The sequence below is a fragment of the Streptomyces sp. 840.1 genome, from assembly GCF_003751445.1.
In the GTDB taxonomy this organism is placed as follows: domain Bacteria; phylum Actinomycetota; class Actinomycetes; order Streptomycetales; family Streptomycetaceae; genus Streptomyces.
Genome location: NZ_RJUU01000001.1, coordinates 2424411 through 2438528 on the forward strand (window position 1 = coordinate 2424411; position 14118 = coordinate 2438528).

At 71.4% G+C, this 14118-nt stretch carries 11 protein-coding genes and 1 CRISPR repeat array; of the genes, 5 read left to right on the forward strand and 6 right to left on the reverse strand.

The features are described from left to right. Nucleotides 1-179: 179 nt before the first annotated feature. Both EDD93_RS11100 and EDD93_RS11105 read right to left on the reverse strand, forming a co-directional pair. Nucleotides 180-2291 carry a flotillin family protein gene (locus EDD93_RS11100; protein WP_123524993.1) on the reverse strand — a complete coding sequence of 704 codons (2112 nt, stop codon included), beginning with the start codon at nt 2289-2291 and terminating at the stop codon, nt 180-182. Between the two features lie 181 nt (nt 2292-2472). Next, nucleotides 2473-3132 (reverse strand): hypothetical protein, encoded by a 660-nt coding sequence (locus tag EDD93_RS11105; protein ID WP_123524994.1) that lies wholly within the window; start codon nt 3130-3132, stop codon nt 2473-2475. A 307-nt stretch (nt 3133-3439) separates the two neighbouring features. Here EDD93_RS11105 and EDD93_RS11110 point away from each other — a divergent pair, with 307 nt between their 5' ends. Beyond that, nucleotides 3440-4525 carry a CdaR family transcriptional regulator gene (locus tag EDD93_RS11110; RefSeq protein ID WP_123524995.1) on the forward strand — a complete coding sequence of 362 codons (1086 nt, stop codon included), beginning with the start codon at nt 3440-3442 and terminating at the stop codon, nt 4523-4525. 265 nt (nt 4526-4790) lie between these two features. Continuing rightward, nucleotides 4791-6287, forward strand: a complete 1497-nt coding sequence (locus EDD93_RS11115; protein ID WP_123524996.1) for an MFS transporter — start codon at nt 4791-4793, stop codon at nt 6285-6287. A 16-nt stretch (nt 6288-6303) separates the two neighbouring features. Here EDD93_RS11115 and EDD93_RS11120 read toward each other — a convergent pair whose 3' ends face one another. After that, the gene (locus EDD93_RS11120) at nt 6304-6834 is read right to left on the reverse strand and encodes a nitroreductase family deazaflavin-dependent oxidoreductase (RefSeq protein ID WP_123524997.1); all 531 of its coding nucleotides are present in this window, start codon (nt 6832-6834) and stop codon (nt 6304-6306) included. 130 nt (nt 6835-6964) lie between these two features. Here EDD93_RS11120 and EDD93_RS11125 point away from each other — a divergent pair, with 130 nt between their 5' ends. After that, complete coding sequence (locus EDD93_RS11125) at nt 6965-7516, forward strand: MarR family winged helix-turn-helix transcriptional regulator (protein WP_123524998.1); 552 nt, start codon at nt 6965-6967, stop codon at nt 7514-7516. A 9-nt stretch (nt 7517-7525) separates the two neighbouring features. Here EDD93_RS11125 and EDD93_RS11130 read toward each other — a convergent pair whose 3' ends face one another. The 3 genes from EDD93_RS11130 to EDD93_RS39570 form a co-directional block, all read right to left on the reverse strand. Further along, nucleotides 7526-8794 carry a cation:proton antiporter gene (locus EDD93_RS11130; RefSeq protein WP_123524999.1) on the reverse strand — a complete coding sequence of 423 codons (1269 nt, stop codon included), beginning with the start codon at nt 8792-8794 and terminating at the stop codon, nt 7526-7528. Nucleotides 8795-8796: 2 nt separating this feature from the next. Beyond that, complete coding sequence (locus EDD93_RS11135; protein WP_123525000.1) at nt 8797-9267, reverse strand: cation:proton antiporter regulatory subunit; 471 nt, start codon at nt 9265-9267, stop codon at nt 8797-8799. A 351-nt stretch (nt 9268-9618) separates the two neighbouring features. Continuing rightward, nucleotides 9619-11294: direct repeats of the CRISPR family, unit length 29 nt; unit sequence CTGCTCCCCGCGCGTGCGGGGATGAACCC. A gap of 68 nt (nt 11295-11362) precedes the next feature. Next, the gene (locus EDD93_RS39570; RefSeq protein ID WP_185092273.1) at nt 11363-11524 is read right to left on the reverse strand and encodes a hypothetical protein; all 162 of its coding nucleotides are present in this window, start codon (nt 11522-11524) and stop codon (nt 11363-11365) included. A gap of 591 nt (nt 11525-12115) precedes the next feature. Here EDD93_RS39570 and EDD93_RS11145 point away from each other — a divergent pair. Both EDD93_RS11145 and EDD93_RS11150 read left to right on the forward strand, forming a co-directional pair. After that, the gene (locus tag EDD93_RS11145) at nt 12116-13570 is read left to right on the forward strand and encodes a helix-turn-helix domain-containing protein (RefSeq protein ID WP_123525002.1); all 1455 of its coding nucleotides are present in this window, start codon (nt 12116-12118) and stop codon (nt 13568-13570) included. Nucleotides 13571-13581: 11 nt separating this feature from the next. Next, entirely contained in the window at nt 13582-14067 is a 486-nt protein-coding gene (locus EDD93_RS11150) for a hypothetical protein (protein ID WP_123525003.1), read from the forward strand. Nucleotides 14068-14118: the final 51 nt, after the last annotated feature.

Sequence of the window (14118 nt, forward strand, 5' to 3'; positions counted from 1 at the left end):
ACTGCCCTGACGGGGCTTGAACTGCCCTGACGGGCTTGAACTGGGCGGGGGACAGGAGCCATATCCAGCCCGTCCGGCGATTGAGGACGGACGGTGCCCGGGTGGGCGGTCACTGGACGGGCCGGGTTCGTCCCAGCCCGTCCGGCGATTGAGGACAGGGCCTCGCTCCGGTGGTGCGGCTACGCCACCGGCGTACCGTTGCGGGCGGCGGGGCCCGGGATCCGGACATCGCCCAGGCTCATGTCCGCGAGCCCCAGCTCCCGCGCGTGGTCCAGGAGCCGGCGGACCTGCTCCGCCCCCGCGCCCCCGCCCCCCGGCGCCGCCATCATCCGCATCAGCAGCGCCGACACCGTCAGGTTCTGCACATCGCCCGAGGACACCGAGCCCAGCACCTTCGTCAGGTCGTCCGTGAACGAGGACGTGCCGTTCAGCCACGGCCCCGCGAGCGCCTTCGCCGTGTCCGAGTTGCCGACGAAGCCGTCGAGGCTCTTGCCCATGGAGATGGACGAGACCAGCCGGTCGAAGAAGACCGACTCCCCGCCGACGATGTCGATGTCCGCGTTCTCCAGCCCGGCCGACACGATCGTCGCCTGCGCCTCCGCGACCTGCCGCTGCACGTCGAGACCGGCGAGCCGGATCTCCTTCTCCGCCGCCAGCCGCAGCCGGTACTCCTCGTGGCCGCGCGACGCGTCGTCCAGCGCCGCCATCGCGGCCGCCTTGTCTGTGAGCCCCGCCGCCTCGGCCTTCAGCTTCTCGCCGATCATCGCCGCGTCCGCCGTCGCCTGGGCCTGCGTACCCTCCGCCGCGGCCAGCGCCTTGAGCCGCGCGCCCTCCGCCTCGGCCCTGAGCCGGGCGGACGTGGCCTCGGCCTCGGCCAGGCCCGTCTTCTCGATGACCTCGGCGGCCGCGTCCCGTACCTGCACGTCCGCGAGACCGGCCGCAGCCGACTCCGCCTGGACACCCTCGGCCATCCGCAGCTTCGCGCGGGCGTCCAGATCCGCGGTCTTCAGCCGGGCCTCCGCGAGCGTGAGCTGCTCGGCGGCCCGGTGGGTGGCGGCGGCCTCGGCGGCCTCCGCCGCCTTGATGTCCTTGACCAGCTGCTCCTGCGCCTCCGCCTCGGCGGCGATGATGACGGACTTGCGGGTGCGCTCGGACTCCTCGACCGACCGCAGCGTCTTGATCGACTCCTCCTGCTCGGCGACCGTACGGTCCACCGCGATCCGCTCCCGGATCACGTCCGCGACGTCGCGGCGCTCGGCCTCGACCTCCTTCGTCGCGGCGATCCGGTTCAGCTCGGTCTGCCGCTCGCGCCCGATGACCTCGATCATCCGGTCCTTCTCGATGCGCTCGTTCTCCACCGCGATGACGCGCTCGCGGTTCTTCTGCGCGACCGCGATCTCCCGCGCCTGGTTCTCCCGCTGGATGCCGAGCTGCTCCTCGGTCCGGATGAACGCGCCCTGTGCGCCGAGGCGTTCCTCCTCCTGGACCCGGGCGGTCACCGCCTCCTCGCGGGCCCGCAGCGTCTCGACCTCGCGGCGCTGCTTGATCTCGGCCTCGGCCTGCCGGCGCTCCAGCTCCAGGATGGTCTCCCGGGCGTCCACGTCCTGCCGGGTGATCTCCTTCTGCTCGGTGCGCTGGTACTCGTTGGTGCGCACGTGCTCGATCGCGGTGAGCTCGGTGATCTTCCGGATGCCCTGCGCGTCGAGGATGTTGGCGCCGTCGAGCTGCGTCATCGGCGTCTGCTCGAGGAAGTCGATCGCGGCGTCGTCGAGGTGGTAGCCGTTCAGATCGGTGCCGATGACGCGGATGATCCGGTCCCGGAACTCCTCGCGCTTGGTGTACAGGTCGACGAAGTCCAGCTGCTTGCCGACGGTCTTGAGCGCCTCGGAGAACTTCGCGGCGAAGAACTCCTGGATCGCGACCTTGTCGCTGGCCCGCTCCGTCCCGATGGCCTGGGCGACCTTGATGACGTCCTCGACGGTCTTGTTGACCCTTACGAAGAACGTGATGTGGATGTCGGCGCGGATGTTGTCCTGGCAGATCAGGCCCTCGCGCCCGGTGCGCCGGATCTCGATGGTCTTCACCGAGATGTCCATCGACTCGGCCTTGTGCAGCACCGGCAGGACGACGGCACCGGTGAAGGTCACGTCGACCTTTTTGGTCTTGGAGATGATCAGGGCCTTGCCCTGCTCGACCTTGCGGAAGAGCCGGGTGACGATCAGCAGCAGGGCGATCGCGATGAGCAGGACCACGGCGATGAGCAGGCCGAGGCCCAAGGAGATGGCTTCCATGACAGTCCTTGGCGGCTGGTGGTGCGGAAAATGAGAGGTGGGCGGGGCACGGCCCGGCACCCCGGCGAACGGGGCGGGCGGGCAGCGCGGACATGACGGGCGGCACGTACGCGCACCACGTTCATGCGGCGGGCACGGGCAGCGGGGCCGGGGCCGCGCGGGCGCGGCGGAGGCGTACGGCTCAGCCGGTGTGGCCGGGGGCCGTGCGCCGGCGCGTGGGCAGCGGTTTCGGTGGCCCCGGGTCGAGCGCCTTGTCGTACGGCGAGACCCAGAAGAACTCGCCCGCGTCGTCGTACGCGTACAGCAGCCCCGAACTCCCCGAGGTCAGCTCCGCGTCGGCGGGCCGCAACTGCCGCACCTGGACGATCGCGGTGGACCCGTCGGCCGCGGCGACCTCGGCCTGGCCGAAGTCCGGGCCGACCGAGCCGGTGCGGACCGTGCAGACCCGGCCCAGGAAGTCCTGGCGCGATGGCGGTGGCTGGTCCGGGAAGAAGCGGCGGAAGTGGTGCACGAGCACCCGCACCACCGCCCAGGCGATCAGCAGCGCGCCGACGAGGATGCCGAGCGCGAGCGCGGCCCGGGTGGTGCCGGTGAACGTGCTGCGGTGCAGCAGGACCGAACCGGTCAGGGAGGTGAACCAGGCGACGGTCACCATGACGGAGACCGAGACGGTGACCGGCACCCCGCCGACCCCCGCGAGATCGGCGTCCAGGTCGGCGTCGAAGGAGTGGTGGTCGGCCGCCCCGGCGAGTACGAGCAGCCAGAAGGCGATCACGACGACGAGCGCCGCGGCGAAGAGAACGGCCGGGAAGGACAACGTCGCCGTCAGGAACTCACTCATCGGTTCCACCCCCTGCCGTCCCGCCGGCAGGACTTGCCGGCGTCTGCGCGCGGTCCGGCGCCGGCCCAGGTGCTGCGGTACCGCCGTGAGCGGTACCGCAGCAGCCGGGTGGTCCCCCGTCCCCCGTCGCACCCCCGTGTTTCCCCCGTGGTCCCCCGGTTGGTGCTGACCGGATCGTGCCATCCGGTGACCGGCCGTCGCATTGCCGGAGTACGGCAATCTTTCTCTGTCCTTGATGCCGGGCACCGGCACTGGGCCGTATGCGTTGGGTAAATGTCAGCAACGAGTCAGAACTGGAGGCGGGCGCGTGCCTGAGCCGGAGATTCCCGATACCTTTCTGTACGGCTATGCCCAGATCCTGGGCGATGTGGCCGTCACCGGGAGGCGGCTCACCCGGGAGGAGCTGGAGATCCGCCGGGCCCTGGGCAGGCAGGCCGCCGAGGCCGGGCACCAGTTGCGCGCCCTGGTCCGGATGCATCTGGCCGAGACCCGTACCGCGTGGCCGTCCGCCGTCCCCGGCGCCACGGCGGCCGCGGTCGGGGCCGTCGCGGAGAGCGTGCTGGCAGCGGCGGAGCAGGCGGTCGACGCGTTCGCCGAGGGCTTCGAGCGGGCCCAGCGGCTCACCGTGCGGCGGGAGGAGGCGGCCCGCCGGGAGTTCATCGACGACCTGCTGTACGGGCGCAGCGACCTGGGGCGGCTCGCGGAGCGGGCCACGCGCTTCGGGCTGCGGCTCTCGCGCGCCCACGCGGTGGCGGTGGCGGCGGGCCCGGACGCGTACACCGAGACGGACACCGTGCCGAGGCACGTGGAGTCGGCGCTGCTGGCCCGGTTCGGCGGCCGGAAGATCCTCATCACGACGAAGGACGGCCGGCTGATCTGCATCGCGCCCGGCAGCCAGCCCGACGTCCTCAGGTACTTCGCCAAGCAGGCGCACGCCGCGACGGACGGCGGCCGGGTCGCCATCGGCCGTGCGCACCGGGGTCCGGGCGGCGTGGTCCAGTCGTACGACGAGGCGCTCGACGCGCTCGATCTCGCGGACCGGATGGGTCTGGACGATCCGGTGCTGTACTCCGCCGATCTGCTGGTCTACCCGGTGCTGACCCGGGACCGGCAGGCGATGTCCGATCTGGTGCGCAGCGAGCTGGGGCCGCTCCAGGAGGCGCGGGGCGGGGCGGAACCCCTGCTCAAGACGTTGTCCGTGTACTTCGAATCGGGCTGCGTCGCGGCCGAGACGGCCCGCCGGCTGGCGCTGAGCGTGCGCGCCCTCACCTACCGGCTGGAGCGGATCCACCAGCTGACCGGCTCCGACCCGTCCGATCCGATGCACCGCTACACGCTGCAGACGGCGGTGATCGGCGCCCGGCTGCTGGACTGGCCCGCGAAGGAGGTGTGAGCGCCGCCCTGCCCCGTCGCCCTGCCCCGCGCTCCGGTCGCCCCCCGTCGGCCGCCCGCGGCCCGCCCGCCGGAGGCTCCTTCCTCAGCTCCGGCGCCCGCCGCTCCTCTCCCTGCCGGTTCCCGGCAGAACGGGACCCGGCGAACTCTCCGCCTCCCTGCGGACGGCCCCCGGCGACGCTCCCCGCATGCGGACGGGCCGACCTCCCCTTAGCGTGATCATTCGGGGGATTCCGGCGGTGTGCGCAACGAGGGAGATCCGCACCATGGCCCGACACGCACGTCAGCCACGGGAACCTGCCGAGAACGCGGAGGGGCGCGGCTCGTCCCACCGGTGGTGGGTGCTGGGAGTGATCGGGCTCGCCCAGCTGATGGTGGTGCTCGACGCGACCATCGTGAACATCGCGCTGCCCTCCGCCCAGCAGGACCTCGGCTTCAGCGACGGCAACCGGCAGTGGATCGTGACGGCGTACGCCCTCGCCTTCGGCTCGCTGCTGCTGCTCGGCGGCCGGATCGCGGACCTGGTCGGCCGCCGGTTGGTGTTCCTGACCGGACTGGTCGGCTTCGCGGTGGCCTCCGCGATCGGCGGCGCCGCCCCGAGCTTCGAGGTCCTGGTGCTGGCCCGCGCCCTCCAGGGCATGTTCGGCGCACTGCTGGCCCCGGCCGCGCTCTCCCTGCTCACCACGACGTTCACCGTTCCGAAGGAGCGGGCGAAGGCCTTCGGTATCTACGGGGCCATCGCGGGCGCGGGCGGCGCGGTGGGGCTGCTGCTCGGCGGAATCCTCACGGAGTACCTGGACTGGCGCTGGTGCCTGTACGTGAACCTGCTGTTCGCGTCCGTCGCCTTCGTCGGCGGCTGGCGGCTGCTCACCGGGGGCAGGCCCGCCGACCGCCCGAAGCTCGACATCCCGGGGACCGTGCTGGTCTCGGCGGGCCTCTTCTGCATCGTGTTCGGCTTCTCCAGGGCCGAGACGCATCCGTGGAGTTCACCGGACGTCTGGGTCTTCCTGGCGGCCGGTGTGGTACTCGTCGCGGCGTTCGCGTGGTGGCAGACCAGGGCCGCGCACCCGCTGCTGCCGATGCGGGTGGTGCTCGACCGGGACCGGGGCGCGTCGTTCCTCGCCATGTTCATCTCCGGCGGCGGACTGTTCGGGGTGTTCCTGTTCCTCACGTACTTCCTGCAGAAGAGCCTGTTCTACTCGCCGGTCAGTACCGGTCTGGCGTTCCTGCCGATGATCGCCGTCATGATCCTGACGTCCGTGACGACGACGAACGTCCTGGTGCCGAGGTTCGGCGCCAAGCCGATCGTGCCCCTCGGCATGGCCATCGCGGCGGGCGGCATGGTGTGGCTCACCACCCTGGACCTGAACAGCACCTATGCCGCCCATGTGCTGCCTCCGCTGCTCTGTCTGGGGCTCGGACTGGGCTCGATCTTCGCGACGGCGATGAACCTGGCCACCGCCGGGGTCTCCGCCCGGGACGCCGGGGTGGCCTCCGCGATGGTCAACACCAGCCAGCAGGTGGGCGGCTCCATCGGTACGGCGCTGCTGAACACCCTCGCCACCAGCGCGGCCACCAACTACCTGGTCGGCCGCCGCCCGACCCCGGCCGCGATCGCCCAGTCCCAGCTGGAGAGCTACTCCACCGCGTACTGGTGGTCCGCGGGCTTCTTCGTCGTCGGCTTCCTGGTCACGGTGATCCTCTACCGCCGGGGCGCACCGCACCCCCACCCGGTGGAGGAACCCGAACCCGCACGGGCCTGATCCCGGGCACCGGCCCTCAGCGGTCGCCGTCGCGGGCCTTCCGGGCGCCCTCGGTGAGGCGTACGAAGGGGATGGCCTCGCCGACGACCCGGTAGCCCTCCGCGCTGCCGTCGACCGTGAACCCCATGTACGCGCACAGCCGCCGGGCGGTCCGGGGGTGCCGGGGCGCGTACCGCTCCATCAGCTCGCCGCCCTCCGCGGCGAGCAACTCGTCCGCCGTCACCGCGTGGAACCGGCGGCCGATCTGCACGGTGGCCTGCGGCGTACGTTGCAGGTTGCGGTACCAGTCGGCGCCGGGCCCGAATCCGGACGCCACGGTCCAGCTCCGGCGGCCGTCCACCGTCGCGGACTCGACGACCTCCACGACGGTCCGGCGCGGCTGCCCCGAGGTGCGCCCGGTGTGGACGAGCAGCAGCAGCCGTCCCCGGAACAGGGGGCCGAGCCCGGCCCGGAACATATGGACCGGGAGGCGGGCCGCGGTGCGCCGCCAGCCGGTCAGCGGTGCCGGGCGCCGGGGGTCGGACGAAGCTGCGGATTGATCTGTCACTGTGCAAACGTTGCACAATCCAAAGATGTACGCCACCGTCACAGGCCGTGGATCGGGTCCCGGCACGACACCTTTCGGTCACGGCGCGGCCCGGGTTCGAGTACCACAGGCGGGCGCGGTACAAAGGGGCATGGCCGCGCGCGAACAGGCATCTGGGAAACGACCGTCCGCCCCGGGCAGGGACGACGTCGACGCGGTGACGCGGGCGGTGCTGACCGCGTCGAGACTGCTGGTCGCCGTCTCCGCCCGGTCGCTGGCGGCGGTCGAGGACCGGGTGACGCTGCCGCAGTTCCGGCTGCTGGTGGTCCTGGCCACCCACGGGGACGCCAAGCTGGTCTCGCTGGCCGAGCGGCTGGGCGTCAATCCGTCGACCGCGATGCGCATGCTGGACCGGCTGATCGTCGCCGGTCTGGCCGAGCGGCAGGTCAACCCGGCCAACCGCAGGGAGACCGCACTGCGGGTCACGCCGGAGGGGCTCCAGCTGGTCGAGGACGTCACGGCCGGCCGCCGCCACGAGATCGCCGCGATCGTCGAACGCCTCGCGCCGGAGCAGCGGTCCGCGCTGATCGATGCGCTGACGGCGTTCACCGCGGCGGGCGGCGAGCCGGCCGTTCCGGGGGGCGGCGCGGACGCGTACCCGCTGGGGTGGCTGCCCGACCTCCCCGCCACCCAGGACGGCTGACCGTCACGCTCAGTCGGTCGGAGCCAGCTCCTCCTGCGGCGCGGGAACCCGCGCGGCAGGAACGGTGCCGCTGCCGCTGCCGCTGCCGTTGCCAGCTGACGGGGCGGGCTTCTCCTCGTCGTTCCCGCGCCACTCCTGGAACTTCGCCACGATCGGCTGCGTCCAGCGTGCGGTGAGCGGGCCGACGATGACCAGGATCAGGACGTACGCGGTGGCGATGGGGCCGATGCGCGGCTCGGTCGCCACGGCCAGACCGGCGATGACGATGGAGAACTCGCCACGCGCGACGAGCGTGCCGCCGGCCCGCCAGCGCCCGCGCGACCCGATACCGGCCCGCCGGGCCGCGTACCAGCCGGTGGCGATCTTGGTGAAGACGGTGACGACGGCCAGCAGCGCGGCCGGGAGCAGCACCGGGGGGATCTCCGCAGGATTGGTGGAGAGCCCGAAGAACACGAAGAAGACGGCGGCGAACAGGTCCCGCAACGGGGTCAGCAGCTTGCGCGCCCCCTCCGCGACCTCCCCGGAGAGCGCGATGCCGACGAGGAACGCCCCGACGGCCGCGGACACCTGCAACTGCTGGGCGACCCCGGCGACCAGGACGGTCAGCCCCAGCACGACCAGGAGCAGCATCTCCGGATTGTCGGAGGACACCGCCCGGCTGATGAGCCGGCCGTGCCGCAGTGCGAGATAGAGGACGAACCCGACGGTGCCGAGCGCGACGAGCAGCGCGATGCTGCCGCCGGCGAAGCCGACCCCCGCGAGCATCGCGGTGAGCAGCGGCAGATAGACGGCCATCGACAGGTCCTCGATGACGAGCACCCCGAGGATGACGGGCGTCTCCCGGTTGCCGAGCCGCCCCAGATCCGCGAGCACCTTGGCGATCACCCCGGACGACGAGATCCAGGTGACCCCGGCGAGCGCCACCGCCCCCACGGGCCCCCACCCGAGCAGCAGCGCGGCGACGGCCCCCGGAGTCGCGTTGAGCACGAAGTCCACGGCCCCGGACGGATATTGCGTCTTCAGACTGGTGACGAGCTCACTGGCGCTGTATTCGAGCCCCAGCAGGAGCAGCAGCAGGATGACGCCGATCTCGGCGCCGACGGCGGTGAACTCCTCACTGGCCCCGAGCGGCAGCAGCCCGCCCTCGCCGAACGCGAGTCCGGCGAGCAGATAGAGGGGGATCGGCGAGAGTCCTATTCGCCCGGCGAACCGCCCGATGATGCCAAGCCCCAGAATGACGGAGCCGAGCTCCACCAGCAGTGCGGTCGTGTCGTGCACGGTCAGCCCTCCGCAATGATCTCGGAGAGCGTGTCCACGCCCTCGCGCGTACCGACGACGACAAGCGTGTCGCCGATGGCCAGCCGGAAGTCCGGCCCCGGTGACGGATGCGCACTGTGCGTCCGCAACACCGCCACGATGGACGCCCCGGTCCGCGTCCGGGCCCGCGTGTCCCCGAGCAACCGCCCGCCGTACGGCGACCGCGTCCCGAGCGGTATGTGCTCGGTGACCAGATCGATCCCGTCGGTCCGCACGGCGTCGATCGGCGCGGCATCGATGAGGTGCGCGAGCCCGGTGGCCTCCTGTGGAGTCAGGGGTACGGAGAGCCGGCACGAATCAGGATCGTCCTGGTCGTAGAACCCGATGAACCGTCGCCCGTCGTGGTGCACGACGACGGAGATGTGCTGCCCCGACTCGGTGGTGTAGTCATACTGCACTCCGACTCCGGGCAGCGTGGTGCGGTGGGTTCCCATGGCTTCCTCCCGAGGAGTGCGACGCTTACGAAACGCACTTGGTGATCTCTTTAGTCCCGCATTACCCTAACCGGACCTTCGATGGGGCCTTCGGGTTTGCGTTACGCCCGTGAGCGGGCGGCTCGCTGGGTGATGATTGCGCTGTGGCGGCGGCTTGCGCCGTGGGGCGGCCGGCTCGCTCGGGTCCCTTGCGTTTGCGGGCGGGCGGTGCGGCGGGGGTGCGGCTTGCTGGGTTCGGGCGGTGAGAGTGCGGACCCGGGTCAGCGATGGCCGATTTGCTCGTATATGCCGGACTTCACGAAGCTGCTTCAGAATGGCAGGATGCGCCCAGAGAACCCGAGGTCAAGCAGTCTGCTCCCCGCGCGTGCGGGGATGAACCCACCAACTCGAACAACGCCTACGCCGTGGACATCTGCTCCCCGCGCGTGCGGGGATGAACCCCGTCCCCCGGCGGCGTCTCCGGCGTCACCGGCCTGCTCCCCGCGCGTGCGGGGATGAACCCCAACAGGTCCGACCGGGGTTGACGTGTACTCACTGCTCCCCGCGCGTGCGGGGATGAACCCGGCGTCGGGACCGGCGTCGGGACCGGCCTCAACTGCTCCCCGCGCGTGCGGGGATGAACCCGACGGCCGCGACGGTGGCGACAGCGGCGGCCCCTGCTCCCCGCGCGTGCGGGGATGAACCCTCGCCTTCCAGGGTGTCGATGACCCGTGCGGGCTGCTCCCCGCGCGTGCGGGGATGAACCTGACGTGCTCGGCCCGCTGATCCACCTGTTCAACTGCTCCCCGCGCGTGCGGGGATGAACCCCGGCCACACCAACTACGACGAGATCGCACACTCTGCTCCCCGCGCGTGCGGGGATGAACCCCCGCCCACGCCGACGTGGCCGCCCAAGCCGAACTGCTCCCCGCGCGTGCGGGGATGAACCCGCCCGGAGCACGTCAGTGCGTCGGCGCGAGCGCTGCTCCCCGCGCGTGCGGGGATGAACCCCCGCAGCTCACGGCATGTAACGCCACAGAGCTCTGCTCCCCGCGCGTGCGGGGATGAACCCGGGTCGGTGGGATGCGGGTCTCTGATCCAGCGCTGCTCCCCGCGCGTGCGGGGATGAACCCTACGTCAGCCTGCACCCACGTGCCGGCGGTGCCTGCTCCCCGCGCGTGCGGGGATGAACCCGTGCGGTGCGGCCGAGGACGGCAAGATTTGCACTGCTCCCCGCGCGTGCGGGGATGAACCCCGGAAATGGGCGGGCGGGGAGCTCCTGCTGCCCTGCTCCCCGCGCGTGCGGGGATGAACCCGACCTGCCGTTCATCGTGGGCGACGCACAATCCTGCTCCCCGCGCGTGCGGGGATGAACCCTCGATCTGCACCGTGTCGGTGTTCACCCAGGCCTGCTCCCCGCGCGTGCGGGGATGAACCCGGCAAGGCTCACAGCATTGACCACGACCACGCCTGCTCCCCGCGCGTGCCGGGATGAACCCGGGGCGCCCCATGCGCTCCACCGTGATGGGGCCTGCTCCCCGCGCGTGCGGGGATGAACCCGCCTCGGCGAGGGCGTCGAGGACGGTCTCGGCCTGCTTCCCGCGCGTGCGGGGATGAACCCGCCTTGGTCACCTGGAGCGTCCAGGCGTCCTCCTGCTCCCCGCGCGTGCGGGGATGAACCCCTCAAGATCCTGTCCGCCGGACGACTCCAGGTCTGCTCCCCGCGCGTGCGGGGATGAACCCCCGGCCAGGGTGCGGGCAGTACCGCGCTTGGTCTGCTCCCCGCGCGTGCGGGGATGAACCCATCCCTCCCTACCCTCTCTCCCCTCCCGACCCCTGCTCCCCGCGCGTGCGGGGATGAACCCAAGGCTCTGGGGCAGGTCGGACGGGCCGGTGGCTGCTCCCCGCGCGTGCGGGGATGAACCCATCACCGTCACCGCCAGCGGCGGAGTGTAGGACTGCTCCCCGCGCGTGCGGGGATGGACCCTGCCCCGGCTGGGAGTGGCCACAGCCGGAGCCCTGCTCGCCGCGCGTACTGGGATGGCCCCTAGCCGACCTCGTTCGGGAGTGCACGCCCGCACCCGGGCCGCTGCCGGGCTGGGGTACGGGCGGGAGATCAGCGAGCCGGGCGCTGCGGGTACGACTGCGGATGCGTCCGCGACCTGGCGCACAGCACCCTGTGGACGTTGACCGTGGCCCCGGCGCCTGAAGCCCTGTCGATGTAGATGTGCTCGGCCTCGTCCGGCCGCATCAGCTGGTCGCAGCGGTCGCAGATCACCGGGCCTCCTGGGGGGTGGCGACGAGGCGGCAGCGGGCGACCTCTTCGTACTCGGTGTGGAGCGGCTCGGCTCGGACTCCTCGCCGCAGCCCGGGGTGAGGCAGCGGATCAGGATGACGGTCTGCGGTGCCTCTCCCCGAGGAGCACCGATCGTCCACTCCACGAACCGCATCACCGACCGGGGGGTCATCGGCGGATCTCCCGCCGGGCGGCCATGGGGCAGGGTGATCCGGCGCGGCAGGCGGCGCACTGGGCGGTGTGCCCGAGGAACACGCGGTACGCGCCATCAGCGCCGGCGGGGCGGTGGCGGGGACATTCGCAGTCAGGGAACGCGGCGCGGGGGTCCACTGTCGTGACCGGAACGACCTCGGTCTCCTGCCGTAAGACGCGGGTGTTCCCCGCCCTGTCCACCTCGTACACCTTGAGCGTCATTCCCATGGGGTGCCCCAGCCGTCGGTTGTCATCGCTTCACCAGCATCGCCTGGTGGGGCTAACTACGGGATGACCAGAGGGGGTTACCGAGGTGGTAATACGCTCGTTGCTCCTCCAGCAAGGCGCCTGCGCATGCATAGGATCGCAACGGAAGTCACCATGGATGCCACCACCCCCGGCCTGCTCACCCCGGACGTGCTCGACAGAGCTGACGTTCGGGCGGCGCTCATTGAGCACGACTTCGCAGCCGTCTTCACCTTGATCAAGAAATGGGGCGGCCTCTCCCAGAACCGCATAGCGTCCGCCTGCCAGTTCACCCCTGGCAAGGTATCCACGATCATCAGCGGGGCCCAACGCGTCACCAGCTTTGACGTCGTCTGCCGAATCGCTGACGGCCTCCGCATTCCGGGCATCCTGCTCGGGCTCGCACCGCGGCCTTGGGAGGGCGATCACTCTTCAGCACAGCACGAACAGCCAGACGCTCCAGGTGAACGGCCAGACACAGACGAAATCCCGTGGCGGGCCGACGCCACTGTGGACCTGGCCACCCACCTCACCAGGAGTGATCTCGTGATGGACAGAAGGGCCCTCACTCGCGCCCTCGCCGGTGCCGCTGTAACCGGCGCCGCGCTCCTCGACAGCCTCGAAGGCTGGCTTGTGCCGGCTGCCATCGTGCCCGAGCAGCGCCGTCCCGGTCGACTCGGCATGAGTGATGTCGCTGAGCTGGAGACCACCGCACGGGCCTTCCGGCAGTGGGACCACCAGTACGGCGGCGGACTCCGGAGGAAGGCAGTGCTCGGCCAGCTCGCCGAGGTCTCCGGCGCCCTCGACGAGCACCAGGCACCCGCTGTTGCGGACCGGCTGTACCACGTGATGGCCCAGTTGGCCGGCACCGCCGCGACGATGGCATGGGACTCCGGTCTGCAACGGCGGGCCCAGGACTACCACCGCCTCGCGCTCCGCGCCGCGCACGCCGGAGGTGACGTCATCTTCGGGGCCAACGTGCTCGCCGGAATGGCCCGCCAGATGCTCTACCGCGACCGGGCCGATGACGCGCTCCAGCTCATCCACCTTGCCCAGGAAGGCGCCCGCGACGTCATGGGGCCCCGAGTCCGTGCCATGCTCCACACGCGAGAGGCGTGGGCATACGCAACCCAGGGCAGACACGTGGGGTTCCAGCGGGCGACGGCCCGAGCAGCCGAGGCGCTGGCAGCAGCAGGCAGCGACGAAGAGCCTTACTGGATTGCGTACTTCGACGAGGCAGAGCTCGCGGGGGTCACCGGGGGACGGCTTCTCGACCTCGCCCGCACCGACCCGCGCCGCCACGCAGCCCAGGCAGCCGCCGAGATCCGGACCGCCCTGGCGTGCCGCGGCCAGGAGGCCGGGCGTTCCCACGCGCTCGACCGTATCGGCCTGGCGGAATGCCAGTTTCTCGCTGGCGATATCCGGGCGGCCGCCGCTGAGGCAACCCTCGCGGTGCAGGCCGCGCGAGGGACGCAGTCGGGGCGTGTCCGTGCGCAGCTCGGGCAGTTGTACCCCTACACCGTGGGGCACAGCGCCTCACGTCCGGTGCGGGAGGCGCGCGATAGTATCCGCGACCTGCTGTCGAGCTGAGGGGCGGGCGCATGACGACATTGGCCGTGACCGGGCATATGGACCTGACAGACGAGAGTGTGCCCCTCGTGCGCGAGGCTCTTCGTAGTCTGCTGGCCGGCTACAGCGAGGACCTGATTGGGGTCTCCTGCATTGCAGCGGGATCGGACAGCATCTTCGCCGAAGAGGTTACTGCCGCGGGCGGGCGTTTGGTGGTCGTGGTCCCCTCTCAGGACTACCGCGCCCGGAAGGTCAAGCCAGAGCACGCGGCAGTCTTCGATCACCTGGTCGAGACCGCCGTCGAGGTGTTTACGCTGCCGCATGAGACTGCCGGTCGCAGTGCTTACGAGGCGGCCAACGCCGAACTCTTGCAGCGTGCCGATCGTCTCGTCGCCGTCTGGGACGGCCTTCCTCCTTCGGGGAAGGGCGGGGGCACAGCGGACACGGTGCAGGACGCCCGAGCAGCTGGAGTGCCAGTAGATGTGGTGTGGCCGGATGGAGCGGCACGACGGGGCTGACCCCGGACACGACCAAGCGCTCCCCGCCACTGGCCGAAGCCGGAAGCGGGG

Bases quoted from the DNA above. Each gene is read 5' to 3' on its own strand.
- EDD93_RS11100 (WP_123524993.1), bottom strand. From the start codon at position 2,291: ATGGAAGCCATCTCCTTGGGCCTCGGCCTGCTCATCGCCGTGGTCCTG.
- EDD93_RS11105 (WP_123524994.1), bottom strand. From the start codon at position 3,132: ATGAGTGAGTTCCTGACGGCGACGTTGTCCTTCCCGGCCGTTCTCTTC.
- EDD93_RS11115 (WP_123524996.1), top strand. From the start codon at position 4,791: ATGGCCCGACACGCACGTCAGCCACGGGAACCTGCCGAGAACGCGGAG.
- EDD93_RS11125 (WP_123524998.1), top strand. From the start codon at position 6,965: ATGGCCGCGCGCGAACAGGCATCTGGGAAACGACCGTCCGCCCCGGGC.
- EDD93_RS11135 (WP_123525000.1), bottom strand. From the start codon at position 9,267: ATGGGAACCCACCGCACCACGCTGCCCGGAGTCGGAGTGCAGTATGAC.
- EDD93_RS11145 (WP_123525002.1), top strand. From the start codon at position 12,116: ATGGATGCCACCACCCCCGGCCTGCTCACCCCGGACGTGCTCGACAGA.
- EDD93_RS11150 (WP_123525003.1), top strand. From the start codon at position 13,582: ATGACGACATTGGCCGTGACCGGGCATATGGACCTGACAGACGAGAGT.